The sequence below is a fragment of the Maribacter caenipelagi genome (genome assembly GCF_004364175.1).
Taxonomy (GTDB): domain Bacteria; phylum Bacteroidota; class Bacteroidia; order Flavobacteriales; family Flavobacteriaceae; genus Maribacter; species Maribacter caenipelagi.
The window spans coordinates 208,210-233,911 of sequence record NZ_SNZW01000018.1 but is presented as its reverse complement, the minus strand read 5'-3'; the positions used below and the strand labels follow the sequence as shown (position 1 = coordinate 233,911).

Genomic DNA, 25,702 nt, shown 5'->3' with positions numbered 1-25,702 from the left:
ATTTCTTAAGTCCGAAATATGCTATTGGGGACAGAACCAATATGATAAGTCCAATAATATATAATATTAAAACCCCGACTCCCATTTTTCAAAATTAGCTACAACGCCAAAGCTATGAGTAGTGCGTTTGGGAAATCCGACGGATTTCCGGATACGCGCTGAGCTAAAGCTTTTGGTTTTGATTTGTTTTTTGTTTTGTCCAAAGCTAAATCCAACAGATTTAGCGACATCATAAATATAGCCAAACCATTTTATAAAACCCCGAGCCACGCATTACTTATAGGTAATGTTAGCGGCATTAAGCAGCGCATGCCAAACCCTTAAGACAAGCCAAACGGACAGTACCCGTAGTTTTGCCGCATTTTCCATCCAGCGACAGACCTTTGCGGACATAAATATAGTTTAGTCTACATATAGAACTTTAACAATTAATGACGAACCAAAATTCCGACTGCATAACGATTGCGCACAGATTGCGTGCTGGCGGCAAAAGGGAATACCCCGATAGCTGCTCTTTTTTTAAGCCCAAACCACAAGATTTAGATATACTTAAAATACAAAAACCGTAGATTTTTTGCTTTTCCGATAAACGTTACTACTTACGAACTGATAAGAAAATATAGGGTAAAAAGTAAAAAATGGCAAAGCCCCGATTTATACTCTAATTTTTTAAAAGCTTATTGCCGTTAACGTTGCGGCTAAGCGTAGTGCGGTAGTAAGGAATCTTTTCGTTTCCGTCTGCGCACGAAGCTAAAGCTTATTGTTTAGTTTTATTTTTTCTTGTTCTAAAGCTAAATCCATAAGATTTAGCGACTTCATAAATATACACAGACCTTCCTGTTTTGCCCTAAAGCCCGCATTACGTTTAGGTTTTGTTACCACCAGTATTTTATTTCCGCCTAAATGTTTTTGCCAATTTTCTAAATAACTCAATATTGTTGTCAAAATCTGATCCAGAAGACCCGAACAGCATATAATAAAGTGAATCACTAAATAATATAACTTGATAAGCTTTTTCTTTATCCCCAGTTTTTTTGTCTTTTCCATCAGCCACAATTTCATAGCCGCTAATTCCATCTATTTCAATAGGTTCGATAGAAATTATTTTTTCAATTTCAAGAGGTAATTGTTTAATGCGATTCATTGAGAAAAGCTTTTTGTCCTCAATATCTACTTCTGAAAATGCTTTTAATATAATTAACGACGCTTTGTCATTTGATTCTGTTGGGATTTTCCCATCACGATTAAATATTAAGGAATTTGATATGTTTTTTGCAAAAATAAAATCAGTTCCATCAGAGGATATTTCAAAGTCAACTGTGTCAAATGGATTGATATTTTTACCAGAATCATAGACTGTACTTAAAAGTGATTTTTTGAGAACTTGATTTAAATCTTCAATATTTTGTGGAAAAGTACCATTTATTAGAATTGATTCTTTTTCTGTTCCAAATGCAAGAATATATTTAGTATAAATATTGCCGTAAGCATTTTGTTCTGCTTTTAGAAGTATAGCTGGCAAATCATTTAATGTCAATTTTTCTTTTTCTTTTAGAGCCATCCCTTGAGATAGCAATCCTTCTTTTGTCATCCCTTTAGAAACTTCTGAAAACGGTCCCGGAATGTCTAAAATCATTATGCTCGCACCACTTTGAGTTTGTTGAAAACCTAAGAAATTTGAAGCAGTTGTAAATCCATCTGGAGGTATGATGCTAATTTTTGTTCCGTTAACCTCTTTATGTTCTGGTGTCAAATTATTATTAATTTTATCTTGACAAGAAGTTGTGGTTGAATTTATTATAGTTAAGACAAGTAAAATTATTTTTTTCATATTGGTGGTAACAATCATATATAGTTATTAGTAACTATACATCTTATATCAGGCGAATATGAATACAAGTAATCATATCCTTATTATAGATGTAAATTAAGCAAATTAGAGGAATAGATATTAAAAAAAGGGATAGCCAATGGCTATCCCTTTTTTTAATATCGTTAAAATTAGTTTTAAGCTCTTGAGGTCAATGATTTGAAGAATACGAACCCGAAGCCTAAGAACAACATAAAATGAAATGGAAACAAACCAAAATCATTTAGTGGTATTGCGCTGTACATGCCAAACATGAAATAGACCATTAAGGCAAATTCTAAAATCATATTAGGTGATAATTTTTTTGCAAGGTACTTATTGCCTTTCCAACTTTGCTTTAAGGTGCTAATGTTGAATTTTGGTGTACGTACAAATTCACTTCGTTTACCCATATGCCCTTCTAGTACGGCAATAGTATTGTGTAAAGAGAAACCTAATGCCACAGAGAAAAAGGTAAAGAATATACGTATGTAATCTACAAAGTTGTTAAAGCCACTGCCTTGTATGCTCTTATAGGTGAACCAATAGCAAACAAATAGTATAATTGTACTTACTGTAAATAAGCTTAATAGAGAGAATACCCAGTCTAAATGACCATAAGTATTCTTAATATAAAGCGATGGTATGCTTAATAAAGCAACTAAGAATACACATAAGAACATTGAACTGTTCAGTAAGTGCATTACACCATGAAACTTTGTTTTAAAGGGAATGTTCTTAGCGGTAACAACGCTCCAAACTGTTTTTCTAAAGTTCTCGGCACCACCTTTGTTCCAACGAAATTGTTGTGAACGAGCTGCACTTATCACTACAGGTAGTTCAGCGGGAGTCTCCACATTTTCTAAATACTTGAATTTCCAGTTTTTTAATTGTGCACGGTAGCTAAGATCTAAATCTTCGGTAAGGGTGTCGCCTTCCCAGTTACCGGCGTCTATAATACATTCTTTTCTCCAAATACCAGCGGTACCGTTAAAGTTGATGAAATGACCTTTACTGTTACGCCCAACTTGCTCTAAGGTAAAATGAGCATCAAGTGCAAATGCCTGTATTTTTGTTAGGGTAGAGTAGTCGCGGTTCAAGTGGCCCCAACGGGTCTGTACCACACCAATTTCTTCATCTTTAAAATAGATAACGGTTTTCTTCAACCAATCTGAAGCCGGTAAAAAATCGGCATCAAAAATTGCGATGAACTCACCCTTTGCTATTTTAAGTCCTTCTTTTAAAGCACCTGCTTTAAAACCAGATCTATCCGTTCTTGTAATATGTTGAATGTCTAAACCAGTCTCTTGTAATTTTGCAACACTAGCAGCTGTAGTAATTACAGTGTCATCTGTAGAATCATCTAGTACCTGAATCTCTAATTTACTTTTAGGGTATTCTATTTTTGCGATGTTCTCTAATAACCTATCCATTACATATTCCTCGTTAAAAACAGGAAGCTGAATGGTTACGAATGGAATTTCTTTTGGGTCTAACAGATTAAATTTTGGTGCTGTTGTGTTCTCTCTTTTTTGCGATAAGTAATTGATTAGCAAGTTCAGCTGCGCCAAGCTATAAAAGAAAATCAATAGTAATGAGATACTATAAATTATGATAATAAAATAAGCTAAAGCTAGTGCCATATTATTTAATACTGTATTTGAAGATCCACCCCAAAATTTTTATGCCAGCAAATATACTACCTTTTACGGTTCCTGACACTTTTGAGATGCCAATTCTTCGTTTGTAACGTACTGGTACTTCGGTATATGTCATTTTTTTCTTAAGAATTTTCAGTTGCATTTCAACCGTCCATCCATAAGTTTTATCTTCCATGTTCAATTCTTTGAGTTTTTCGTATTTAATAGCCCTAAAAGGACCTAAATCCGTAAATTTTGCACCAAAAAATAATCGCATTAAAAATGTCGCCAACCAGTTGCCAAAAACCTGTTGCGGCGTCATCGAACCTTCTTCTCGCAAGCTTTTTGTTCTGGCACCTACTACAAAATCGATATTATCTTTTAAAATAGGAGCGACCACCTTATCTAGCTCTTCTGGATAATCAGAGTAGTCTCCATCAATAAATACGATAATGTCGGGTTGTTTAGATGTCGAAGCAACATAATCTAAACCTTTAAGGCATGCATAGCCATAACCTTTTTTGGTTTCGGTAAGTACGGTAGCTTCTGCAGCTTCTGCATTTTTTACGGTATCGTCGGTAGAATTATTGTTCACAACGATTACCTCAGACACCGATTTTGGCAGATCTTTGATGACATGGGCAATGGAATCTGCTTCGTTAAAAGCTGGTATAATTACTTTAATATCTGTCATTATTTTAAATCTGATAAACTGTTTTCATGGGTAAAAGAACGAAAAGATGTCCATTCCTTAACTTTTTCACCCATGCTATATTTCTCTGCAGATATCAATTTTGTATCCTTGTATTTTAGACAATATCCGTCTTTGATTCCTTTTGATAACTGGCATTTGTGATTTACACGTCCTTTTTTGTCGTAAAACAACCACCAACCTATTTCTTTGTTTTCAACGAATTTTCCCTCTTTAATTCTAATACGGTCTTCGCTAAAAAAGAACCAATATTTCTCTTTTTTGCCATATGCGTAATATCCTTGTTCAGACTTATAACCGTTTGGGTGGTAGAAAGTCCAGTAATCCGTTTTGGTACTATAGCGAACCCACCCTTCACTTTTTAAAGTGCCATCATCATAATAGTTACGTTCATAACGTTTGTCTTCAGGGTTTATAAAAGCTAACAGGCCTAAACAAATAATAGCGGGGTAAAAGAGTTTAAATAGCTTCATTTTTTAAAATATTAGATTAATATCTAGGTCATAACTACACCAAAGATCAAGCCGTTATTTTCGACTTTTTATGGTGTAGGTATTTTTTCCTTTTTTAAGCGGAATAGCAGTTCCCTGCCAAATTAAGTTGCCTTTTATGGTTGTAGGAATGGTTATTTCTGCGGATAATTTATTCTTTGTTCTCTTTAATTCAAATTCAATATTACCTTTCGATGTAGGAAGTAAACCTACTATTTCATTTAGTTTGCCGAATACCGGAGCAATTTCTACCTCTTCAAAATCATTTTGTACAGACCGGATGCCTGCCAGGTAATTAAAATAAAAATATGCTGGCGATGCACTCCATGGGTGTACTTCTGATCTTGTTGGTTTTTCAACACTTTCAAAACGTTCTAAGGTTGTGGTCATGTGGTTATTTATCATTTGTTCCCATGGTTTTTGAGCGACATCGAATAATTCTGGAGCACCTACTTTTTTAATCGCTTCAAAAAGATAAAAACGATAATAGTAAGTAGCTTGTAGTAAGTCTTTTTCGTTAAGAATTTTATCTAAAAGCGCCCTTTGCTCATTTTGTGGGATAGCATCTGTCAATATCGCCATAATATTGGTATGCTGATCGTAAATGGTCTTATCCGGTCTTTCGGCAAATAGATTTCTATCAGAATCATAGCAAAGTTTGTAAACCGATGTAATGATTTCTTGCGCTCTATTCTTGTATTTTAAAGAAGTTTGTTCATCTGCGATTTCATCAAAAAGGTGTGATGCATTTTGTAAGGCATGCACATAATGTAAACTGACCACGGCAGAGTTGAGACCGTCGTTTTTGGTAGCTGTGCCACTGCCGTTATTTAGACCGGTATACCAATCTACAAAATATCGGTATGGTGTTTTGTTGACCAAATTAAGGTCGTTCATATTTTTTTCGAATCCGGCTAAAGTATTGATAATGCCATCTTTATAGGCGTGTATAAAATCTTTATTGCCAGAGGTGTTGTACCGATCTGCAATCATATCTACCCAAACTAAAGAATACGTGGGGTAAATAAAGGTAGAACGAAGTGGGTAGGCGCCTAAAATATTACCTTCAGAATCTCTAGACTGATCAAACTGGCGAATGGCATTTTTAGTATGTTCGGCATTACCGCTCAAGGCTTCCCAAACTAAGCCCTGTATTTTTGTATCGCCCACATACTGCATGGTTTCGTAATAGGCATCACTTAAAAAGTAATCTTGTGTACAGATATCAATAGTACGCTTACAGATTTCGAAAATGTCATTGTACATTTCGTCGTCAGACTTGAACTTGGCAATAGAAGGTATGGTAGTTCTTGATCGGTGGTTTATAAATTTTTCTAGAACAAGTTCTTGGTCTTTGGTCTCAATTTCGAATTCAATGAAACGGAAGGTGCGCATCCAATTCGGTATGAATTTCTGAGAAGCTTCTCCGTTAGAAATAATTTCGTCGTAGTAACCTAAAAGCTTTTTGTTCTCTATTTCGTTACGGTCCCCTTTTTCATTGTTGGCTCCAAAAAGATTTTCTGCATATTTAATGGTGATCGTTGCCAATTTTCCTTTGCTGAATTGCAGTTCGGGAAATCCGTTGGTAACGTATTGCTGATCTAAAAGAAAAGTAGCTTTTGTGTGTGGGGCAAGTGTCAAAGTACCCAACACCGGAAACTCAGTTTCAAGAGGTTTCGAAGAACGGACAATGCTTGCAATTCTTTCTTCATCCCAAGAAAGTAAAGGTAAATTACGAGGTTCTAGTAAATAGGCAATAGAGCCTCCCATACTACTGGCATTCTCAAAAAACTCTACTTTTTTCCATTCAGAGTCATCAAAATCTAGGGTTTCCCAATGCGTAGGGTATTGGTTCATATCCACAATATCGGTAGGGTTGTTGGCATAGAATCCTCCAACGATGGCCTTTTCCTTATCACCCCTCCAAATGACTTCGTTCGCTTTGTAAGATTCGTCAATGGTACTTACCCAAGTATCATTGAATCCTGTTGTATTAATAATTTTGGCATTTTCAGTAACGCCGTTTATCATGACACTAGTGAAAATAGATTGCATACCCAAAAACCTTCTTTTTCCAAAATTGATGACCTTAACGGCAATTACATTTTTTCCCTGCTTCAGGAAATCTTTCAAGTTTAAGGTTTCAAATTTATAATGTTGAATATCGCTCAATTGCGGTCCATGAGTAATAAACAGGCCGTTTACATATAGAAAGTAATGGTTGTCAGCAGAAATATTGATAATAAAATCTGCCTTTAAATCATCAATATTAAATGTATTACGAAATAAAACCGCTGTGTCTTTACCGCCTTTTATATCTGGGTGACTTACCCAACTGGCACTGATATTTTCTTTGCCATAAACAATCTTAGGGTAATTAAGTTCCGTTTGTGATTTAGCGGAAAGAGATAGTAAAAAAAGTAAGAATAAAAAGCGGTTCATGTAATTTTTAAGTTGTTTTTAGTAGGTTGTAAAGATCATGAAAGATTAGTAGAAACGAGTCTTTCATGATCTTTTTCCTTTTATAAAATGCTAGTGAATAAAATTAGAATAGTTATGATGCTAAAATATGTCGTACTATTTTAGATTAGAAATCTATTTGCTATTCACCAAATCCATTAAGTCAACATCGTTACCTAATAAGACATCTTTAGAGTTAATACGTCCTTTTTCAGGTCCGTTCTCTAATTTTAAAACTCCCCTTGGGCAAACCGCAGAACAAATACCACAACCTACACAACTAGAGCGTACAATGTTTTCCCCTTTTTGAGCATAAGCACGAACATCGATACCCATTTCGCAGTAGGTAGAACAGTTACCACAAGAAATGCATTGCCCACCATTGGTCGTAATTCTAAATTTAGAGAACATACGTTGTTGAAAACCTAGCATAGCTGCCATTGGGCATCCAAATCTGCACCAAACTCGATTTCCTAAAATGGGATAGAATCCTGTTCCTATAACTCCAGAGAAAATACTACCAATTAAAAAGCTGTAAGTGGTACGTAGCGTTTCTGCCTTGAATATAAATATGTTTCCAGAACCACTAAAAAAGTGCATACCAATTAATACGGCGATAATAGTAAAGTATCCAATAGCACCATATCTGGCATCTTTTGCCAGTTCTTCTCTTTTATAGATCATTACCCAAGCAAATATTGCGGTTAAAATAACGGCAACCCCAGAAATAAACATGGTTTTGGTAAGCCAATATTTACTGGTGTCATTACCTAAATAGGAGTAAATAACCGCCGTAGTCATTAAAGTGACGAATACTACTACACTATGTACTACCCAACGTTCCACTTTCCAAGCAAATTTAGACTTGTCACTTAATTGACGAAAAGAATCACCGGCAGTTTCAGCCAATCCGCCACAACCACATACCCAAGAGCAATACCAACGTTTACCGTATTTGTAGGTTAAAAACGGAGAAATTACAAAGATAGAAATGATACCAAAAAATAACATGGTCATACCAACACTACCAGAATCTATAAAGCCATTAATACGGTAACGTTCAAAATTGTAATAGTTTAAAGGCCACATGTTTTTTAAATCGTAATAAGGCAAATCCCCATTTAAACGCGCCATAATTTCTGGAATAAAAAAAGCAAATGCGGTCTGAAAGAACATAACACTGACCGTTCTCAATTGCTCGTATTTATTATGGCGGTATTTCCAAATGAATTTTGCGCCGAAAGCCAAAATAGCAACGGTATACATGGTACCGTAAACGAACCATTGGCTGGCAGGGTTTCCGCTCAAGCCTTTGCTTAAAGGGTCGAATAGGGCAATTAAACCAGTATTGTCGCCATCTTTTACCAAACCTAAGTACTGCGGATAAAAATAGAGTACAATATAAAATCCCGTTAAGGCAATACCTGCCATCCAAGCCAATACACCTCTACTGGATATGGATTTAAACCATACGCCGTCATTCTTAATGCCTTTTTGCTTGTGTGCGTATGCAGCTTGTGAAAACCAAATAATACCAGTAAAAATAGCTACGATAGAAATTGTTAACCACAAGGCACTATTGCCTAATTTTAAGTTGAACAATTGTAATATAAGTATGCCCATACCGGTCATACCTACTAATACTGCCAATTTTTGGCCTGTGTTTAATGCTTTAGGCGGTTCGCCCGCAAGTGACATACTTCTGTCAAAATTACCCATAGTAGGTGTTGTTTGTATTTGTTATTGAGTTAGGCGATACTGAAAATACGTTTCCAGCTTTTTTTCTTAGGGCTGATGTTCTTATTAAAATCAGCATTGTATTTAGCGACAATTTCATCCTCATAAAGTTTGTAGAACTCCGGATCAAAATTGGCACCCTTTAAATAGGTCATGACATGGTCTATGTCTTTGTTCTCTGTTAACCATTGGTCAAAGATTTCATGTCTCATTCGAATTCCAAAGGTGTTGATGCCTAAAAATTGATAGCTGTCTTTGTCAAATGCTACAGTTATACAAATCTTTTCAGTAGCATGGCGCCAATGAAAATGGTGTTCATTATCTTTTTTGCTACGCTCGCTAAAGACCCATCCGTAGGTTTGATATTCTACATCTAAAAATTTAGCCGAATTGAACCAGTGGCCGGGGTTGTATTCTCTTTTTTGTCCACAAATGGTTTGTGCTAGTGCTTCGCCCATCATTCTACCGGTGTACCAAACAGCTTCAATTGGTCTTCTGCTGCCAATACCTTCGTGCTGTTCTGCGCAATCGCCTATTGCGTATACGTCTTTTACGTTGGTCTCTAAAAAACGGTTTACCTTAATGCCCCTGCCTAATTCAATACCGGAATCTTTCAAGAAATCTATATTTGGGGCAACTCCCGCAGTTAAGCCAACAACGTTACATTCTATGGTTTCGCCTTTATCGGTTACAACAGCTTTTGCGCGCCCATTGTCATCAGAAATTATTTTTTCAAGATTGGTGTCTAATTGTAAGTCAATATGATGTTCTAAAATATGTTCGTTGATCATAGCAGATTCCCCAGCAGGTAATACGCCGTTCCAAAAGCTCTTTTCTCGCACCAAAAAGGTAACCGGTATTTCTCGAGAACGCAACATTTCTGCCATCTCTATACCAATGAGTCCGCCACCAACAATTACCGCACGATTACAAACCTTATTGTTGGGTGCATTTTTTTCAAGCATCTCTAAGTCTTGTTTTGAATACAGACCTTGTACACCTTTTAAGTCTTGTCCTGGCCAGCCAAACTTGTTGGGTTTAGAACCTGTTGCAATGATTAGTTTATCATATGATATGTAAGAGCTGTCTTTTAAAAGTAGTTTTTTAGAATCCGTTTCTACTTTTTCTACAAACCCTTTTACGAGGTCGATTCTGTTTTTCTTCCAAAACCAGTTTTCGTAAGGTTGGGTATGTTCAAATTTCATATGACCCATGTAAACATACATTAATGCGGTACGGGAGAAGAAATAGTCACTTTCTGCAGAAATAATGGTGATTTTTTTGTCTGATAGTTTACGAATATGCCGAGCTAAAGTGACCCCGGAAATGCCATTACCAATAATTACAATATGATCCATATATGCTTTTGTTGCTCGTTGTGTCGGTATTAAAGGTAAGAACTTAATAGCCTACTTTTAATTTAGAAAGATTATAAAATTGTTATAACTCTGTGATACTTTTTGCCGTAGTTTGCGTTTTATTGAAATAAAAAAGTCTTTGTAAAGTATTGATTATAAAGGTTTAAATAAGATGTAACTATCAAAAAAATCGACAAGAATAATTTTTTTGCTTGTATGGTTTTTAAAATATGACCGACTTAAACAAACTCAAAAGCGATGCTAAAATTAAAATATGATGAATAGAACTTTTATACAGTCGTTGTTTTTCTTTTTAATAGTTACCAGTGTTTCTGCACAAGATGTAGTAACCTTTTTTAACAAAAGCGATAGTTTTTTTAAGGAGAATGTTGTTAATGGTAAAGTAAAGTACGCAGCTATAAAAAGTAATCCTGAAACTTTGAACGCGGTATTGGCAACTGCAAAAGGTTTAACGGTTTCTAAATCTGATGCTGTAACGTATCAGGCTTTTTGGATCAATGCTTACAATCTACTTGTTATAGATGGTATCGTTAAGAATTATCCATTAAAATCTCCTTTAGATGTAGCCGGGTTTTTTGATAAAACAAAGCATGATGTTGGCGGTAAGTCTGTAACCTTGAACGGCATAGAGAATAATCTGTTAAGAGCAGAATTCCCAACAGAAGCAAGGTTTCATTTTGTATTGGTTTGCGCAGGTTTAGGATGTCCACCAATTATAAACACGGCTTACAGCCCTAAAACATTAGAAAGTCAATTGCAGAAGCAGACCGTTTTGGCATTGAACAATCCTAATTTTATTAAAGTAAATAAAAATAAAGTCCAGATTTCACAATTGTTTGAGTGGTACAAGGGTGATTTTGAACAAAGAGGAAGTACGGTAGATTTCATTAATACCTATAGAAAAGAGCAATTGCCAGAGAAGGCTAGGGTTTCTTATTATCCTTACGACTGGACTTTGAACGAAGCTAAATAATCAATTAAGAATTTTAAAAACCCAAAAATGAGTGTTTTAATTAGAAATTTATTTCTTGCAGTGGCTTTTTGTGCCTTTTTTAAAGGGTATAGCCAAGATAGTTTGCAACAGAAAAGTAATATACAACAATACACGCCATCAAAATTGGTTGGAAAAGGTCAGTATGATGTAAAATGGTTCAATAATTTATACACCCAAACCGAAAGTACATTTTCAGAAGGTACAGAACCAAGGCAAACATTTTTTACGTCTACAATTGAAGGGTATACAGGTGTAGGTACTAATAAACGGTGGAATGTAGGTGCTATCTTAGAATTTAGGTCAAATGTAATTGGTGATAGAAGTGCCTTAGATGTATTTAAGTTTGATGGGGAGAACAACACCGCCAGATCCGGACTTACTTCAATTGCGCCATCGGTGAAGTTTGTACCGATAGCTTCGGTCAGTAATTTTTCTATTCAAAGTTCATTCTTTATTCCGTTAGTTGATAATGAAACTGAGAACGGCGTCTTTCTAGATCAGAAAGGATACATCTGGCAGAATAGATTCTTTTACGACTATACTTTTCCAGGCGACAAGTGGCAACTATTTAGTGAAATCAACTCAGAGCTAAGCTTTGGTGATAAGGAAGAAAGTTTTGCCAATAACAGTTTAAACCTTAGTCCGGGTTTATTTCTTAGCTATTTTCCAACAAGTAAGTTTACCGTTTTGGCATTGGCGCAACATTCTCAGCGTTTAGATTTAGGAAACAATTTCACACAAGATTTTACGGCCTTAGGTGGTGGTGCAAAATATCAATTGACAAATGCTTTGAACTTAGAGGTGCTGTACACCAACTTTGTGCGTGGCAATAATACAGGACTAGGGCAAACCTTTAATTTAGGCTTGCGCGGTATATTTTAAAATTAGTTTAAGTGTTCCTTAAAAGAGCTTTTGGCTAACATGCAGTATAGCTAGGCTCTTTTTTTGTTGTGTACAGCTACGCTTTTGAATTATAATTGATTACGCCTATATTTTGTTCTATATTGAAAATCATAATTAAAGATTCATAAAGATTTAGCCTGTGTATTTGAAAAAAATGAATATAAAAACACTTCCTTTTTTTATGCTATTAATTGCCGGCGTTTTTATGCAAGGGCAAGATGTAAGGGTGGCAGAAGTGAATTTTGAAGGAGCAAACCGCACTAAGATTTCTTTTATAAAGAATCTTGTAAATTTAGAGGAAGGTATGGTCTTGGATTCTGTTCTTATGAATAGAGATATACTACGTTTAAAAAGGTTGCCGTCCATTTCTCATGCCTATTATAAGGTCAGTTCGATGCCAAATGAAACCTGTGAAGTTAAATATGTTATTGAAGAAAATTTCACATTAATCCCCTTTGCAAATCTTTTTAGTTCATCAAACGACAATTTTGCATTTAGAATTGGGCTGCAAGAGTTTAATTCTTTTGGTCGCAACATTACGCTAGGTGCTTTTTATCAGTATGATAATTATAGTTCTTTCGGGTTGAGTGTACGAGCGCCATATCTATTTTCTAATAAATTAGGTCTCGCACTAAACTACAATGATTTCACCACGTTGGAACCTGTATTTTTTCAAGATGATACAGCAGATTATAAGTATAGTAATACCGGATTTGAACTCTTAGGTCTGTATGAGCTCAATTTTAAAAATAGAATGGAGCTGGGCTTTAGTTTCTTTACTGAAGACTACCAATATATTGAGGGTGCTACCAGTGCAGGTGTACCATTGAGCTTAAATGTAGACAAGCATTTGTTCAAGTTCATTTATGATTTTAATAGTTTAGATTATTTCTACCACTATTTAGAAGGCTTTAGAAGTCAGTTAAATTTACAATATGTAGGTAGCACCAATTCTAATTTACCCGAGTTTTTAATCGGGTTCAATGATTTTACCTACTTCAAAAGAATTGGCGATAGGGGTAATTGGGCAAACAGGCTACGTTTAGGTTTGGCAAGTAATGTTGATAGTCCGTTTGCACCCTTTACCGTAGATAATAACTTAAATATTAGAGGAGTCGGTAATACCATTGATAGAGGTACAGGTATGGTTGTTTTGAATACTGAATACCGACAAACCCTGATAGATAAAAATAAGTTTGTGCTTCAAGGTAATGTCTTTGTTGATGGTGGTACATGGAGAAACCCCGCAGGCGGATTTGATGATTTGCTGAAGAGTGAGAATCTTAGAATATACCCAGGTGTCGGACTCCGATTTTTGCACAAGCGAATTTTCAATGCGATTTTTAGGATAGATTACGGCTACGGAATCACAAAAGATGGCGACAACGGAATTGTCTTTGGTATTGGTCAATATTTTTAGCAATCTTTGTGATTCAAAAGGTGGTCATATATAAATTATGGCATAGACCTTGCTTTCAATAATAGCATGAAATACAACAGTTTTACCATAATATTTTTATTGTTTATTAGCGGTTTTTGCGTTGCGCAAGATTCGTTGAAAACGGTTGTTGCAGAACCTGGTGACGGAATTTTGTCGCTATTAAGAAAGCAAGGTGTTAATCCGTATGAGGCTTATGACGAATTTGTAGCCTTAAATCATCATGATTTGCGCGATAGTGTGGATCTAGTTGCTGGTAGAATTTATGTACTTCCAAGAATAAAATTAGATACCGTAGCTATAGTAGATTCTTTGCAGCTGCAATCAAAAGAAATTAAAGAGTTAGAAAGTGATGCTTACGACATTTTTGGAGAGAAGCATAAAACGGTCATTGCTAAAAGTGAAAGATTAAAAGGCAATATATATTATTTGGTTTCAGGTCATGGTGGTCCAGATCCTGGTGCTATGGATATTTATGCGGGCAAGGAAATATCTGAAGATGAGTATGCCTATGATATTACCTTACGATTGGCTAAAGAGTTATTAGCTCATGGTGCAGAAGTATATATCATTATACAAGACGAAAATGACGGAATTAGAGATGATTTTGTTCTTGAAATTGACCACGATGAAGTTGCTTATATGAATAAGACAATTCCACTAAACCAAGTTGCCAGATTAAAGCAGCGGGTAGATATTGTGAATGATCTGTATAAAGATCATAGGGGTAAATATCAGCGTTTGATCGTAACCCATGTAGATAGTAGAAGTGAAAATCAAAATATAGATGTTTTCTTTTACCACCACGAGAAAAGTAAAAACGGAGAAAAACTAGCAGAAAGCATTCATAAAACTTTCGGTGCCAAATACAAGAAATATCAGCCTAACAGAACCTATTCAGGAACTTTTGAAGATAGAACTTCACTGTATTTGGTAAAAAAGACCCATCCTGCAATGGCATATATTGAGATTGGTAATATTAGAAATAAAAAAGATCAGGTCAGAATTCTAGATCCAGATAATCGCCAGGCATTGGCAAAATGGATCAGTGAAGGTGTGTTGTTAGATTTTGAGGGCGAGTAGGTTATGCAATTATATACTTCAAGTAATATTGATGCAGCTCCATTGGTTTTGCTCCCAAATGGTATTTTAAATGAATCATGCCAAAATGATATTGTAGCCTAACCATGCCACGTTCTTCATAACGACGAGCTGAAGTAGTGACAGCCGAAGAAATAATTTTGAAAGGTCTTAGTTTATACACCCGCTGAATAAATTCATTGTCCTCATAAATAATATAATTTTCATTGAAGCCGTTCAATTGGTGAAATAGTTTGTTGGTAATGAATAGCGACTGATCCCCACCACGACAAATTTGAAGATTTATGCGAGTACACCAAGAAAAGAATTTTAAAAAGTGGCTGTTACTATTAAAGCGCATTTGAAAACAACCCACCTCAAAACCTCGGTCAATTTCATTGATAATAGCCTTATCAAAATCTTTTGGAGGTAAAGAATCTACATGTAAAAAATAGAGAATATCTCCCGTTGCTTTTGTTGCGCCGAAGTTCATTTGTGCTGCACGTCCTTTTTTGCTTTTAAAGACAGATGCACCATGTTTTAGCGCATTTGCAACGGTGTGATCTGTGCTGCCGCCATCAACCACTAGTATTTCTTTAATGCGTTCAGAGCCTGAATTGGTTGAAATAGCAAAAAGTACATCTTTAATGTATTTTTCTTCATTCAATACCGGTATAATAATACTAATGGTTGGCTGGTGGGCACTCATACAATATTGTTTGTTTACTTATGGTAGCCAAATACTAGTAATCCTTACAACTGCTTGATCAATTCTTGAAATAACTTCACCATTTTAGGTTCGGTTTTTTCAGCAATAGCAATGATTTCGCTGATGTCTACAGGCTTTAGATTGTCTGGGTCACATTCATCTGTTAATACAGAAACAGCAACAATAGGTAATGACAAATGATTGGCTACAATAACCTCTGGTACGGTACTCATACCTACGGCATCTGCACCAATTAATTTAATCATTCTGTATTCAGCTTTTGTTTCTAGTTGAGGTCCTACAACAGAAGCGTAAACACCCTGTTTCAAAGAAATATCATTGTCTTTGGCAATGGTGATCAGCTTTTTACGCATGTCCACATCATAGGGTTCAGACATGTCAGCAAAACGTTCTCCAAATTCACTTACTCCTTTAAAAGCCAATGGCGAACCACCCTGTAAGTTAATGTGGTCTTCGATCAACATCATATCACCTTTTTTAAAGTCAAGGTTTACCGCACCAGCTGCGTTAGAGATAAACAGTTTAGAAATACCCAACATGTGCATAACACGAATAGGGTAGGTGATATCTAAAAAGTCATAACCTTCATATAAATGAAAACGACCTTGCATTACCACTACTTTCTTTCCAGAAATGGTTCCGTATACCAATTTACCCGTATGAAATTCCACTGTTGCCAATGGAAAAAATGGAATGTGATTGTAATGTGCCTCAATGGGGTCTTCTACACTGTCAACTAATTTTCCTAATCCTGTGCCTAGTACAATACCAATTTCAGGTTTGTCAAAACCTTTGTTTTTAAGGTATGCTACAGATTCTAAAAGTTCATCTTTCATCATAAGTTTATATGTTTTAAAAAGGGTTTAAAGGCATCAATATCCTTTATGTCCTCGTAATAGTCTACGTCGTTTTTTGTTTCTAAAAGGGCAGTGGTTTCATTTGCGAGGTCAGCTAAAGTGTCTTTTAAAACGGTTTCTGTACCCCAAGTTTTGTTTTTGAAAAGTGCCGGCATAAATTTCTTCATACCCAATAAATAATATCCTCCATCTTCAGCTGGCCCCACTACAAAATCGTTTTTCTCTAAAGCTTTAAATGCATTTTCTAAATCTTCTTGAGATAGATCCAGCATGTCACTACCAATGATAATAATTTTTTGATATTCGTTCTGAAAGCCTTCTTGAAAGGCATTTGCCATACGAGCACCTAAATCTTCGCCTACTTGTAGTTTTTTGCCGAATTTTTGATTGTCCCAAATATCGTTTTTCCAAATTTCTTCAGAATAATACACCTCTTTTTCGGCATATAAATTTTTTGTAATCGCTAAGGTGTGATCTAATAAAAACTTATAAATATCAAATGCGGCTTGGTCGCCAATAGTAGCGGCTAAACGTCTTTTTCCTTTCCCTATTTCAGGGTTTCTGGTGAAAATCAGTAAAAGATTGTTTGAGTTTGCGAGTGTGAAGTCTATAACCTTTTCGTCTCGCTCTGCTTTGTTGTTCTGTAATATTGCCAATGTATTTTTTTAATTTTTCCTAACTAGTACACCTTAATTCCTTCTTGTAAAAGCTTTCCCCAATGTTTGCTAAAAGCATGGACGCTATCGGTTTCAATTTCTTTGTCGTTAAAAACGGCTCCACCTTTATTTTTCCATTCAAAAATACCACCATGCAGGTTTAGAATTTTGGTATATCCTAATTCTTTTAGCTTCTCGCCAATATCTTCTGATCTTACACCAATAGAACAGTAAACGATTATGGGTTGCGATTTGTCGGTAATAGTTTCCAACACCTTTTTTTCATCGAACTTTTTATATCCCACCCAAATAGCATTCTTAAGGTGGCTTACTTTAAATTCTTCTTTTTCTCTCGTGTCTAAAAATGCAATAGAATCTGTCTCTGGTAAATTTTCAACATACGCATAAGGTATTGTTCCCTGGTTCCAAGAGTCTAGCGCTTTTGAAATTTTGTCTTGTCCTGAGCTATATTTTGAAAAAGAAAGGAAGGCAAGGATACAAAGTAATAACTTATAATTTAGTATTTTCATCATAACAAAGGTACTATAATTAGCATTTAAGAAGTACCGGTATAAAAGTGAATTTATGGTTAAAACTTTGCAGAATAAGGGCTTAACAGTATTTGTTTTACTGTACGCTATTTTCAATATTGGTTGCAAACAAGAAGTAAAGCAAGAGTTGATCGAAGAAGAAGAAATCCCTACAGGTTATTATACAGAAAAATACAGATCCCAATATCACTTTACACCAGAGGAAAAATGGATGAATGATCCTAATGGATTGGTTTATAAAGATAGTTTATATCATCTTTTTTATCAATACTATCCAGATAGTACGGTTTGGGGGCCTATGCATTGGGGGCACGCGGTTAGTAAAGATATGATGGTTTGGAAGCATAAACCAATTGCGTTATTTCCTGACGAAAACGGATTCATATTTTCTGGTAGTGCAGTGGTGGATCATAACAATACCTCGGGTTTTGGTACAAAAGATAATCCCGCAATGGTGGCAATTTTCACCTATCATGATATGGAAGGCGAGCAAGCCGGAAAAAATGATTTTCAAACACAGGGTATTGCCTATAGTTTAGATAATGGTGAAAGCTGGACAAAGTATGAAAAGAACCCTGTTATAGGTAATACAGGAATTAAAGATTTTAGGGATCCTAAGGTTTTTTGGAATGATAAAGCTGAGGTTTGGACGATGCTTTTAGTGGCTGGTGATCATTTGCAGATTTGGAATTCACCAAATTTAAAAGAGTGGGAAAAAGTAAGTGAGTTCGGTAAAGAAACAGGTGCGCATGGTGGTGTATGGGAATGCCCAGATTTATTTCCGTTAAAAATAGAAGGTACCGATGAAGTAAAATGGGTGCTTCTAATAAGTATTAACCCAGGTGCGCCAAATGGAGGCAGCGGTACACAATATTTTATAGGGGATTTTGATGGCACAACATTTACGACAGACCAAGTGGATCATAAGTGGATAGATTTAGGTAGGGATAATTATGCAGGTGTCACCTATAACGATGCACCAAATAATGAACGAGTGTTTATTGGTTGGATGAGCAATTGGGATTATGCACGTGAAACACCTACTGAAAAATGGCGTAGTGCCATGACGGTGCCAAGAGCGTTGACTTTACGTAAAGTAGGAAATGAGTTGTCGCTATTTAATTATCCTTTAGAAAATTTTGAAAAGCATGTTGCCTTGGCATACCCAGAAAGCAGAATTAAGATTCTACCTACTAGAAAAAGAATTATTCCCCTTAAATACAGTAATCAAAGCAAAACAAAATTTACATTGTCTGTTCCGAATGCTCAAATGTATTTTAGGAATAAAAATGGAGATAGTTTAAGTATTGACATAGATAGAGATAAAAAGTTGGTAACTCTTGACAGAAGAAAATCTGGCAATGTTGATTTTAGCGATAAATTTTCGCCGGGAGTTCAACAAATGAAAATTCCGAATTTGCCAGATGGTCCAATTGAAATAGTGTTGTTGTTGGATCATTCTTCGTTAGAACTTTTTATCAATGGCGGTCAATACGTAATGACCAATCAAATATTTCCAAATGAATTTTTTAGGGCGATAACCATTATAAATAATTCAGAAGAAGAGTTAGTTATAGAAGACTTTACAGAGCATAAAGTAGAGCGTGTTTGGGACTAGCTATTTATTGTCTCATCACATGGGCTAAGGCTTCTAGGTCTATGCCCATTTGTTCTTTGTTTACCTTGATAACGGTTTCTTTAAGTTGAGGTGGTAAGGCTTTGTAACCTAATTTTGCGCCAAGAATCATACCTGCTACAGCGGCAACAGTATCATTGTCGCGGCCGTAGTTGACAATAAATTGCATTGTTTTTTGAAAATCTCCTTGTCCGAATTCAAGCGCCGTTACAAGTATTTGCCAAATTTCTGCAGAGTGAAATGCAATGCTACGTTCCTCTTTTTCTAGTAGATGATATAGCATTTCTTGTCTGATCCAGTCAGGTTTAGAGCCTTTGAATCCCTTTGGTATTTTGTAGTTTATGGTGTCATTTAATAATGTCGAATCTAATACCAATTCATTGATTCGCCTCACATTCTTTTGAGACGATATTAAAATAGAGGTAGGTATGCGACCTACCAGCCTACTGTCTGCATAACCAATAGGGTCAACAAAATTAACCACGCTCATAATAGAATCGATTCTTTGTGTTCTCGTTGCCATAAAAGTCATGGTAGAGACTAATGCGGTAATGTCTTTGGCGTAGCCAATATCGAATAAGCTTAAATCATATGCTTTTTGATAAGCGTCAGCGGGCGATTTAGAAATGAGCCCCACCATGGGCGAGTACAATTGCCCGGCACAAGACATTTCTCCGCCATAAAAACGGTTTTGAGCCTGTAGGTAGTTTTTGTTGTCTTTTTTGTAGGCCAATGCAACTCTTGCCCATTCTTTGATCCAATCTATCTTTTCAATTTGTATGTCTAGTGCATCGGTATTGATTTGAATATCTTTGTTGGCAAGAGAGTTGGTCAAAGTGTTATAGTACTCAATAATAAAATCGGCAAAATTTTCAGGATTGGTATCATTTTCATTCAATTTAAAATAATGCACCATTAAACTTTTCCAGCGGGTATCGTCGGTAGTGGCACCGTCTAATAAGTTGTGGTCCCAGGTGCCTTCGGGCGATTGTTCGCGAAGTGCAGGGGTTAATCCGTTAATATAGCCGTATGTTAATTGAATTTCTTTTCTATGCCACATTTCTGTAGATGCGCCCATAGCATCGCCAATTGCAGAACCAACTAAAGCACCTAAAACCTTATCATAGAAAACGGAGTCTGTCAACTGAGTTGTATTGACTTCGTAGTTACTTTTAGTTGGAGAAGGAATATCGAATTTCTTGTTATCGTTTTTACATCCTATCAAGCCAATAAACAGAAGAATTGCTAAGTATCTCATGATAGAATTAAGTTTTTGGCCATGGTTAGTAATTTCTTTTTTTCTTCTAGAGTTCTAACAATTGGTAATTGCGCCAAGCCAATTAGTCTACGCATGATTTCGATACCGGCAACTTTTTTGAGTAAGTATGTTTCTACATTTGCAGGATAAGAATCTTCAATTTTGTCAATGTAAGAAAGGTCATTAGTAGCAATAACAAGATGCGCTGCCATAACGCCAAGGTCAAATTCTTTAAATCCGACGAAACCGAATTCGGGGTCAATTATAAATAGTTGCTTGTCTGTAGACATCCAGCTTCCGGGATAATAATCGCCATGTAGAAGCGTATCTCCTTTATGTAGGTATTTATCACCAATTGAATTGATGATTTGTTTCATTTGGTCATTTTCTTTGTATTCAAGCGATAAGTTTTGTAATCCGGGTTGAATATCATCCAGCGAGAATCCGTTATCTATCATAAATGGCAATACAAAAATATGCTGATGGTTAAGCTCTCGCATTTTTATATTATCAGGAAAGTCGCTTGGCGGTTTAGTATTGTGAATTTGATGTAGAATCAAAATTAACGTATTGAACTGTGCATCTGTAATATTTTGTTGATGGTATAGAAAACTCATGTCGTCACAATCGCCTAAATCTTCCATTACAAGAATATGGGCGTCAACGTCAAAGCCGATAATTTTTGGTGTATGAGATTTGATGCCACTTTTACTAACAGTTTGGTAAAACTCATGTTCAACTGCTATTCTTTCTATAGGTGCAGGTATGTTCTGGTATTTCTGAACAAATGGTCGTGATTGTTTTACTATGATAGAACGAGAATTGGTGATTACGCGTATGACTACGTTCATATTGCCCTCCCCGGCTTTTGAAATTTGGGTAATTTCTTCATTGTTCTCAAGCCAACCTTTATTTGATAGGTATTCTTGAAGGGAAATTAATGTAATGTCTTCGCTAATTTGTATCACAACCTATATTTTTCGTACTTTGAAAGATAGGTATTAAAACAAAAAAATCCTTACCGTTAAGTAAGGATTTATTGTGGTGCCTCCAGGAATCGAACCAGGGACACATGGATTTTCAGTCCATTGCTCTACCAACTGAGCTAAGGCACCATGTCGCTGTAAGCGGCTGCAAATATAATTTCAATTTTATGATTTACAAACAAAATCGTGAAAAAAGAGAAATGTTTTTTTAATTTTTAATCTTTGCAACATGAATTTAATAATTGATGCAGGTAATACAAATGTGAAGTTGGCAATCTTTAATAAGTCAGAAATAATTCATTTAGAGACTGTTGTTGTCGATTTGTTTGTAGAATCCGTAAAAAAAATATTCAAAGAATACACAAGAATTCAGTGTGCAATAGTTTCTAGTGTTGGGTCACTTTCTAAGGAACAAATGAAGGTTGTAGCCGTTTTTTGTGACCTTCATGAGCTTTCGAATGCTTCGAAAGTGCCATTTAAGAACTCTTATGCCTCACCTCAAACATTAGGTGTAGATCGTTTGGCTTTGGCAACAGCGGCATATTATTTCAATCCTCATCATAATAATTTGGTCATTGATGCAGGTTCTTGTGTAACGTATGATATGATAAATGATTTTGATGAATATTTGGGCGGAGCAATATCTCCAGGAGTTCAAATGCGATATAATGCTATGCATCATCAAACGGCAAAATTGCCGTTACTAGAGAAAAAAGAACTGTTAGACTATATCGGCAACACGACAGAAAACTGTCTTCATAGTGGTGTAGTAAACGGTATAACTCTTGAAATAGACGGTGTCATTGATCTCTACAAAGCCAGATTTGAAAATTTAACAGTTATTTTAACCGGTGGAGACACACTATTTTTGTCTAAACGATTAAAAAATACCATATTTGCGGATTCCAAATTTCTCCTGAAAGGGCTTAATTATTTGCTGGAATACAACAAGCACTAAATGATCAGAAAAATTGTAATTGCAATTGTATACATAACCACCGTGGGTATGTACGCTCAAGATGGCACCGTTTCTCCCTATTCTTTCTTCGGAATAGGCGATTTAAAGAACGAAAGCACGGTTGAAAATCAAATGATGGGTGGTATTGGCGTCTATGCCGATAGTATTCATATAAACCTTAAAAACCCTGCTGCTTATGGTAAGCTTGGTTTAGAGGTAATGGATAGGGAAGGTCTTGTAACATATACCGCTGGTGTCTCGAATAAACAGTATACACTTAAAAGTTTTACCGAAGAACAACAAAGTTCTATTACTAATTTAGATTATTTGGCACTAGGTTTTAGTGTGGGTAATGGTTTAGGTATGGGGTTCGGTATTATGCCGTATTCTTCAGTTGGCTATAATTTGGTTGAAGAACGCTCAAATGCAAGTGGCTCAGATTTGGTTAATGTATATAGTGGAGAAGGCGGGTTGACCCGTGCATTTTATTCTATAGGATATGAAGTTGTAAAGAATTTAAGTATTGGGGCTACCGTAAATTTCAACTTCGGTACTTTAGATAGCGAAAGGTTGCAACAGGTAGAAGATATTCAATTTGGTACTTTTGATAGAAGAAGTTCTAGAATAAACGGATTCGATTTTAACTACGCATTAAATTATACTCCTATAATAAAAGGTAGGCAACGACTACATTCTTCTATTCGTGTAAATACGCAAGGTAATTTAGTTTCTAAGAATGATAGGCAAATAGGTTCTTTCTCGGTTGCAAATGGGGGAACAATTGAAGAGGTAGAAGTAAATTTGGCTGCTCAGAATTTGAGTAATACCGAGTTAAAAATACCTACGACCACTACAATAGGTTTAGGTTATGGAGAAGATTATAAATGGTTTATAGGTGCTGAGTATAGTTTTCAAGAGATGAGTTCTTTTGAAAATTCTTTCTTGGGTTCTGATAGTATTGCGTACGAAGATGCGAGTTCTTTTGCATTTGGTGCTTTTATTACACCAGATCATAACTCGTTTTCAAGTTACTTAAAACGAGTTACTTACCGTGCAGGTTTACGTTTAGATAAGACCGGTATGCTAGTGAACGATGTTGATATAAATAACTTTGGCATAACTTTTGGATTAGGGTTACCGCTGGGTAGAAGTTTCTCTAATCTTAACTTAGGTTTTGAAATTGGCAAAAGAGGAACAACTAGGGCTAATCTAATTGAAGAGAGCTATTTTAAATTTAATGTAGGTCTTTCGTTGAATGATCGCTGGTTCCAGAAAAGAAAAATCAATTAATAAAAATTTAGTACATTAACCATTTAAAAAGAGAAAAAATGAAATCGAAACTTTACTTCACGGCAATAATGTTCCTAGGGATGATGGGAGTGAGCAATGCACAGGCACAAAACCCTGAATGTATGACGAACCTGTCCATATTTTCTGAGCATGCGAAAGTTAAAAATTATGAGGCGGCCTATGAGCCATGGAAAATGGTTTATGAAACTTGTCCACAACTAAATAATGCTATCTATGTATATGGTGAGCGTATACTTAAAGATAAGATGAAAAACGCGACAGGTGCTGACAAAGAAAAATTTGCTAATGATCTTATGGGTCTTTACGATAATAAGTTAAAGCACTTTGCATCTAAAACTAGCCAAGCCGAGACGGAAGTTGATAAGGCTTTGGTTATGTATGATAATAAAATGGCAGATGATGCTAAAATGTACAGCATGTTGAGTGATGCTTTTACAAAGGATCAAGAGAACTTCACTAATCCAAAAGCATTATATATCTATTTCTCTAGTTTAGTTGATGAGAATAAGGCAGGTAGAAAAGATTTACAAGAAGTTTTTGATGTATACGATGCTGTTACAGAGAAAATTGAATTGGAAAATGAAAAAATCACAGGTAAAATTGCTAAACTTTTACCTAAAGAAGAAGCTGGTACGTTAACTTCAAAGGAAAAATCTCGTTTAAAGTCTTACAATTCTTATTCTGAAGTTTACGGTAAAATTGCAGGAAGTATCGATTCTAAATTAGGTCCTTTGGCAGATTGTAGTAACTTAATTCCTCTGTACGAAAAGAGTTTTGAAGAGAAAAAGAATGATGTTGTATGGGTAAAAAGAGCAGTAGGTCTTATGTTCAATAAAGAATGTACAGATGATCCAATGTTCCAGAAATTATTCGAAGCGCAATTAAGATTAGATCCATCTGCCGATGCTTATGTATATGGTGGTACTTTGAAAATGAAAAATGGAGATACGAAAGGTGCTCTTGCAGATTTCGATAAAGCCTTGTCTTTAGAAACGGATAATGAGAAAAAATCTAAGATAGCTTATAAAGTAGCTGTTATTAATAAAAGAAAAGGTAGTAAGTCAACAGCACGTAGCTATGCACAGAAAGCAATTGATGCTAACGCATCTAACGGTCGTGCATATTTATTAATCGCTAACTTATATGCAACTAGTGCAAATGATTGTGGTACTTCTGCTTTTGAGAAAAGAGCAATGTATTGGAAAGCTGCAGATATGGCAAGAAAAGCAGGTAGAGTGGATCCGTCATTAAGTGGTTCTTCAAGTCAAGCCGCAAACAGCTATAGTGCAAAAGCACCTTCTAAAGAAATGATCTTTAGCTCAGGTATGGCTGGTAAAACTGTTACTTTCAACTGTTGGGTTGGTGGTAGCGTGAAAGTACCTTCTTTATAGAAAAAATGATACAGATTAATAATTTTAAAGGCATTGCCGTGGTATGTACCATGGCAATGCTTTTTTTGTCTTGTCAAGATGATTACAAGAGAGTAGGTGAAGAAGCGGCAAAGAAAGTTTATCCAAGAAGTGTGGCAGAAAACTTTGTGGCGACTTATACCGAGTCTCCTGAAAAATTAGGGTCTGAAGCTGAGGGTTCTTCTAAAGTTATGGCAATATTATCAGGACCTATAAGAAATGATTTTGAGCAATTATCCTTTCCTTATCAAACCTTTCCAGAAGGCTTGTTGGTAGAGGTTTTTAATGAAAAAAATGAAAAAACTACCATAGAGGCAGATTACGGGGTATTGTATTCCAAAACTTCTATCGTAGATTTGCGTGGTAATGTACTTATAAAGAGTGATGATGGTAAGAAATTATCAACATCTCAATTATATTATGATCGTGGTAATGAATGGGCTTTTACGCAAGAGAAATTTACATTTACCAATCCTGATGATGGAACGGTAATGGACGGCGAGGGAATGGATATTCAGAAAGACCTTAAGTTTTTAAATGCACATAAGACCTATGGGCTTATGTTGATTAAAGAAGATAAAGAAGAAAAGAATGATTAATATTTTAAGGTATACAGAATATTTATATATAATAGTAGCTGGTTTTTCAATTTTTAGAATTTTCACAG

The 25,702-nt window shown here is 35.6% G+C and carries 22 protein-coding genes and 1 tRNA gene; 9 read left to right on the top strand and 14 right to left on the bottom strand.

Translation table 11 applies throughout. From position 1 onward, the window contains the following. Positions 1-889: 889 nt before the first annotated feature. The 7 genes from DFQ03_RS17220 to DFQ03_RS17190 form a co-directional block, all read right to left on the bottom strand. The gene (locus tag DFQ03_RS17220) at positions 890-1,849 is read right to left on the bottom strand and encodes a hypothetical protein (protein ID WP_133674475.1); all 960 of its coding nucleotides are present in this window, start codon (positions 1,847-1,849) and stop codon (positions 890-892) included. Between the two features lie 158 nt (positions 1,850-2,007). Then, positions 2,008-3,492, bottom strand: coding sequence for a cellulose synthase family protein (locus tag DFQ03_RS17215; RefSeq protein WP_133674474.1), 1,485 nt, complete (start codon positions 3,490-3,492; stop codon positions 2,008-2,010). Between the two features lies 1 nt (position 3,493). Beyond that, entirely contained in the window at positions 3,494-4,183 is a 690-nt protein-coding gene (locus DFQ03_RS17210; protein WP_133674473.1) for a glycosyltransferase family 2 protein, read from the bottom strand. Beyond that, positions 4,183-4,674 carry a toxin-antitoxin system YwqK family antitoxin gene (locus tag DFQ03_RS17205; RefSeq protein ID WP_133674472.1) on the bottom strand — a complete coding sequence of 164 codons (492 nt, stop codon included), beginning with the start codon at positions 4,672-4,674 and terminating at the stop codon, positions 4,183-4,185. The genes DFQ03_RS17210 and DFQ03_RS17205 overlap by 1 nt, the downstream gene beginning before the upstream one ends. A 54-nt stretch (positions 4,675-4,728) precedes the next feature. Then, positions 4,729-7,134 (bottom strand): alpha-L-rhamnosidase-related protein, encoded by a 2,406-nt coding sequence (locus tag DFQ03_RS17200; RefSeq protein WP_133674471.1) that lies wholly within the window; start codon positions 7,132-7,134, stop codon positions 4,729-4,731. A 153-nt stretch (positions 7,135-7,287) separates the two neighbouring features. Further along, positions 7,288-8,871: a 4Fe-4S binding protein gene (locus DFQ03_RS17195; protein ID WP_133674470.1), complete on the bottom strand. Its 1,584-nt coding sequence runs from the start codon at positions 8,869-8,871 to the stop codon at positions 7,288-7,290. Between the two features lie 29 nt (positions 8,872-8,900). Next, positions 8,901-10,247, bottom strand: a complete 1,347-nt coding sequence (locus DFQ03_RS17190) for an NAD(P)/FAD-dependent oxidoreductase (protein ID WP_133674469.1) — start codon at positions 10,245-10,247, stop codon at positions 8,901-8,903. A 274-nt stretch (positions 10,248-10,521) separates the two neighbouring features. Here DFQ03_RS17190 and DFQ03_RS17185 point away from each other — a divergent pair, with 274 nt between their 5' ends. The 4 genes from DFQ03_RS17185 (at position 10,522) to DFQ03_RS17170 (ending at position 14,686) form a co-directional block, all read left to right on the top strand. Then, positions 10,522-11,241, top strand: coding sequence for a DUF547 domain-containing protein (locus tag DFQ03_RS17185; protein WP_394346274.1), 720 nt, complete (start codon positions 10,522-10,524; stop codon positions 11,239-11,241). A 27-nt stretch (positions 11,242-11,268) separates the two neighbouring features. Next, on the top strand, positions 11,269-12,144 hold the full coding sequence (locus DFQ03_RS17180) for a hypothetical protein (RefSeq protein ID WP_208295934.1): 876 nt from the start codon (positions 11,269-11,271) through the stop codon (positions 12,142-12,144). Between the two features lie 175 nt (positions 12,145-12,319). After that, complete coding sequence (locus DFQ03_RS17175) at positions 12,320-13,585, top strand: POTRA domain-containing protein (protein WP_133674468.1); 1,266 nt, start codon at positions 12,320-12,322, stop codon at positions 13,583-13,585. A gap of 66 nt (positions 13,586-13,651) precedes the next feature. Beyond that, a complete protein-coding gene (locus DFQ03_RS17170; RefSeq protein ID WP_133674467.1) occupies positions 13,652-14,686 on the top strand; it encodes an N-acetylmuramoyl-L-alanine amidase family protein in 1,035 nt (344 codons plus the stop codon). Between the two features lies 1 nt (position 14,687). Here DFQ03_RS17170 and DFQ03_RS17165 read toward each other — a convergent pair whose 3' ends face one another. Genes DFQ03_RS17165 through DFQ03_RS17150 form a run of 4 tightly spaced genes read right to left on the bottom strand, consistent with a single transcriptional unit; the run spans position 14,688 to position 17,459 of the window. After that, positions 14,688-15,392, bottom strand: a complete 705-nt coding sequence (locus tag DFQ03_RS17165; RefSeq protein ID WP_133674466.1) for a TIGR04283 family arsenosugar biosynthesis glycosyltransferase — start codon at positions 15,390-15,392, stop codon at positions 14,688-14,690. Positions 15,393-15,436: 44 nt separating this feature from the next. Next, a complete protein-coding gene (locus tag DFQ03_RS17160; protein WP_133674465.1) occupies positions 15,437-16,252 on the bottom strand; it encodes a purine-nucleoside phosphorylase in 816 nt (271 codons plus the stop codon). Continuing rightward, positions 16,249-16,920 (bottom strand): TIGR04282 family arsenosugar biosynthesis glycosyltransferase, encoded by a 672-nt coding sequence (locus DFQ03_RS17155; protein WP_394346275.1) that lies wholly within the window; start codon positions 16,918-16,920, stop codon positions 16,249-16,251. Before DFQ03_RS17155 ends, DFQ03_RS17160 begins: the two co-directional genes overlap by 4 nt. Positions 16,921-16,949: 29 nt before the next feature. Next, positions 16,950-17,459 carry a rhodanese-like domain-containing protein gene (locus DFQ03_RS17150; RefSeq protein WP_243834531.1) on the bottom strand — a complete coding sequence of 170 codons (510 nt, stop codon included), beginning with the start codon at positions 17,457-17,459 and terminating at the stop codon, positions 16,950-16,952. A 52-nt stretch (positions 17,460-17,511) separates the two neighbouring features. Between DFQ03_RS17150 and DFQ03_RS17145 the strand changes: the two genes are divergently transcribed. Then, entirely contained in the window at positions 17,512-19,095 is a 1,584-nt protein-coding gene (locus DFQ03_RS17145; protein WP_133674463.1) for a glycoside hydrolase family 32 protein, read from the top strand. A 4-nt stretch (positions 19,096-19,099) separates the two neighbouring features. Here the strand turns inward: DFQ03_RS17145 and DFQ03_RS17140 are convergent, their stop codons facing one another. The 3 genes from DFQ03_RS17140 to DFQ03_RS17130 form a co-directional block, all read right to left on the bottom strand. After that, positions 19,100-20,371: an ADP-ribosylglycohydrolase family protein gene (locus tag DFQ03_RS17140; protein WP_133674462.1), complete on the bottom strand. Its 1,272-nt coding sequence runs from the start codon at positions 20,369-20,371 to the stop codon at positions 19,100-19,102. Continuing rightward, entirely contained in the window at positions 20,368-21,339 is a 972-nt protein-coding gene (locus DFQ03_RS17135) for a phosphotransferase (RefSeq protein WP_133674461.1), read from the bottom strand. Before DFQ03_RS17135 ends, DFQ03_RS17140 begins: the two co-directional genes overlap by 4 nt. 74 nt (positions 21,340-21,413) lie before the next feature. After that, positions 21,414-21,486 (bottom strand) — tRNA-Phe (locus tag DFQ03_RS17130). Between the two features lie 100 nt (positions 21,487-21,586). Between DFQ03_RS17130 and DFQ03_RS17125 the strand changes: the two genes are divergently transcribed. From DFQ03_RS17125 to lptC, 4 genes are read left to right on the top strand one after another with little or no spacing between them, the layout of a single operon-like run. After that, the gene (locus DFQ03_RS17125; protein WP_133674460.1) at positions 21,587-22,315 is read left to right on the top strand and encodes a type III pantothenate kinase; all 729 of its coding nucleotides are present in this window, start codon (positions 21,587-21,589) and stop codon (positions 22,313-22,315) included. Next, positions 22,316-23,605, top strand: coding sequence for a hypothetical protein (locus DFQ03_RS17120; protein ID WP_133674459.1), 1,290 nt, complete (start codon positions 22,316-22,318; stop codon positions 23,603-23,605). Between the two features lie 38 nt (positions 23,606-23,643). Then, complete coding sequence (locus DFQ03_RS17115) at positions 23,644-25,017, top strand: tetratricopeptide repeat protein (protein ID WP_166637492.1); 1,374 nt, start codon at positions 23,644-23,646, stop codon at positions 25,015-25,017. A gap of 5 nt (positions 25,018-25,022) precedes the next feature. Next, positions 25,023-25,634: an LPS export ABC transporter periplasmic protein LptC gene (gene lptC, locus DFQ03_RS17110; protein ID WP_133674458.1), complete on the top strand. Its 612-nt coding sequence runs from the start codon at positions 25,023-25,025 to the stop codon at positions 25,632-25,634. Positions 25,635-25,702: the final 68 nt, after the last annotated feature.

Excerpts from the sequence above, each read along its gene's own strand:
- DFQ03_RS17220 (WP_133674475.1), bottom strand. The coding sequence starts at position 1,849 with ATGATTGTTACCACCAATATGAAAAAAATAATTTTACTTGTCTTAACT.
- DFQ03_RS17145 (WP_133674463.1), top strand. The coding sequence starts at position 17,512 with ATGGTTAAAACTTTGCAGAATAAGGGCTTAACAGTATTTGTTTTACTG.
- DFQ03_RS17140 (WP_133674462.1), bottom strand. The coding sequence starts at position 20,371 with ATGAGATACTTAGCAATTCTTCTGTTTATTGGCTTGATAGGATGTAAA.
- DFQ03_RS17180 (WP_208295934.1), top strand. The coding sequence starts at position 11,269 with ATGAGTGTTTTAATTAGAAATTTATTTCTTGCAGTGGCTTTTTGTGCC.
- DFQ03_RS17195 (WP_133674470.1), bottom strand. The coding sequence starts at position 8,871 with ATGGGTAATTTTGACAGAAGTATGTCACTTGCGGGCGAACCGCCTAAA.
- DFQ03_RS17115 (WP_166637492.1), top strand. The coding sequence starts at position 23,644 with ATGAAATCGAAACTTTACTTCACGGCAATAATGTTCCTAGGGATGATG.
- DFQ03_RS17125 (WP_133674460.1), top strand. The coding sequence starts at position 21,587 with ATGAATTTAATAATTGATGCAGGTAATACAAATGTGAAGTTGGCAATC.
- DFQ03_RS17120 (WP_133674459.1), top strand. The coding sequence starts at position 22,316 with ATGATCAGAAAAATTGTAATTGCAATTGTATACATAACCACCGTGGGT.
- DFQ03_RS17170 (WP_133674467.1), top strand. The coding sequence starts at position 13,652 with ATGAAATACAACAGTTTTACCATAATATTTTTATTGTTTATTAGCGGT.
- DFQ03_RS17165 (WP_133674466.1), bottom strand. The coding sequence starts at position 15,392 with ATGAGTGCCCACCAGCCAACCATTAGTATTATTATACCGGTATTGAAT.
- lptC (WP_133674458.1), top strand. The coding sequence starts at position 25,023 with ATGATACAGATTAATAATTTTAAAGGCATTGCCGTGGTATGTACCATG.
- DFQ03_RS17185 (WP_394346274.1), top strand. The coding sequence starts at position 10,522 with ATGATGAATAGAACTTTTATACAGTCGTTGTTTTTCTTTTTAATAGTT.
- DFQ03_RS17160 (WP_133674465.1), bottom strand. The coding sequence starts at position 16,252 with ATGATGAAAGATGAACTTTTAGAATCTGTAGCATACCTTAAAAACAAA.
- DFQ03_RS17175 (WP_133674468.1), top strand. The coding sequence starts at position 12,320 with ATGAATATAAAAACACTTCCTTTTTTTATGCTATTAATTGCCGGCGTT.
- DFQ03_RS17210 (WP_133674473.1), bottom strand. The coding sequence starts at position 4,183 with ATGACAGATATTAAAGTAATTATACCAGCTTTTAACGAAGCAGATTCC.
- DFQ03_RS17205 (WP_133674472.1), bottom strand. The coding sequence starts at position 4,674 with ATGAAGCTATTTAAACTCTTTTACCCCGCTATTATTTGTTTAGGCCTG.
- DFQ03_RS17200 (WP_133674471.1), bottom strand. The coding sequence starts at position 7,134 with ATGAACCGCTTTTTATTCTTACTTTTTTTACTATCTCTTTCCGCTAAA.
- DFQ03_RS17150 (WP_243834531.1), bottom strand. The coding sequence starts at position 17,459 with ATGATGAAAATACTAAATTATAAGTTATTACTTTGTATCCTTGCCTTC.
- DFQ03_RS17215 (WP_133674474.1), bottom strand. The coding sequence starts at position 3,492 with ATGGCACTAGCTTTAGCTTATTTTATTATCATAATTTATAGTATCTCA.
- DFQ03_RS17190 (WP_133674469.1), bottom strand. The coding sequence starts at position 10,247 with ATGGATCATATTGTAATTATTGGTAATGGCATTTCCGGGGTCACTTTA.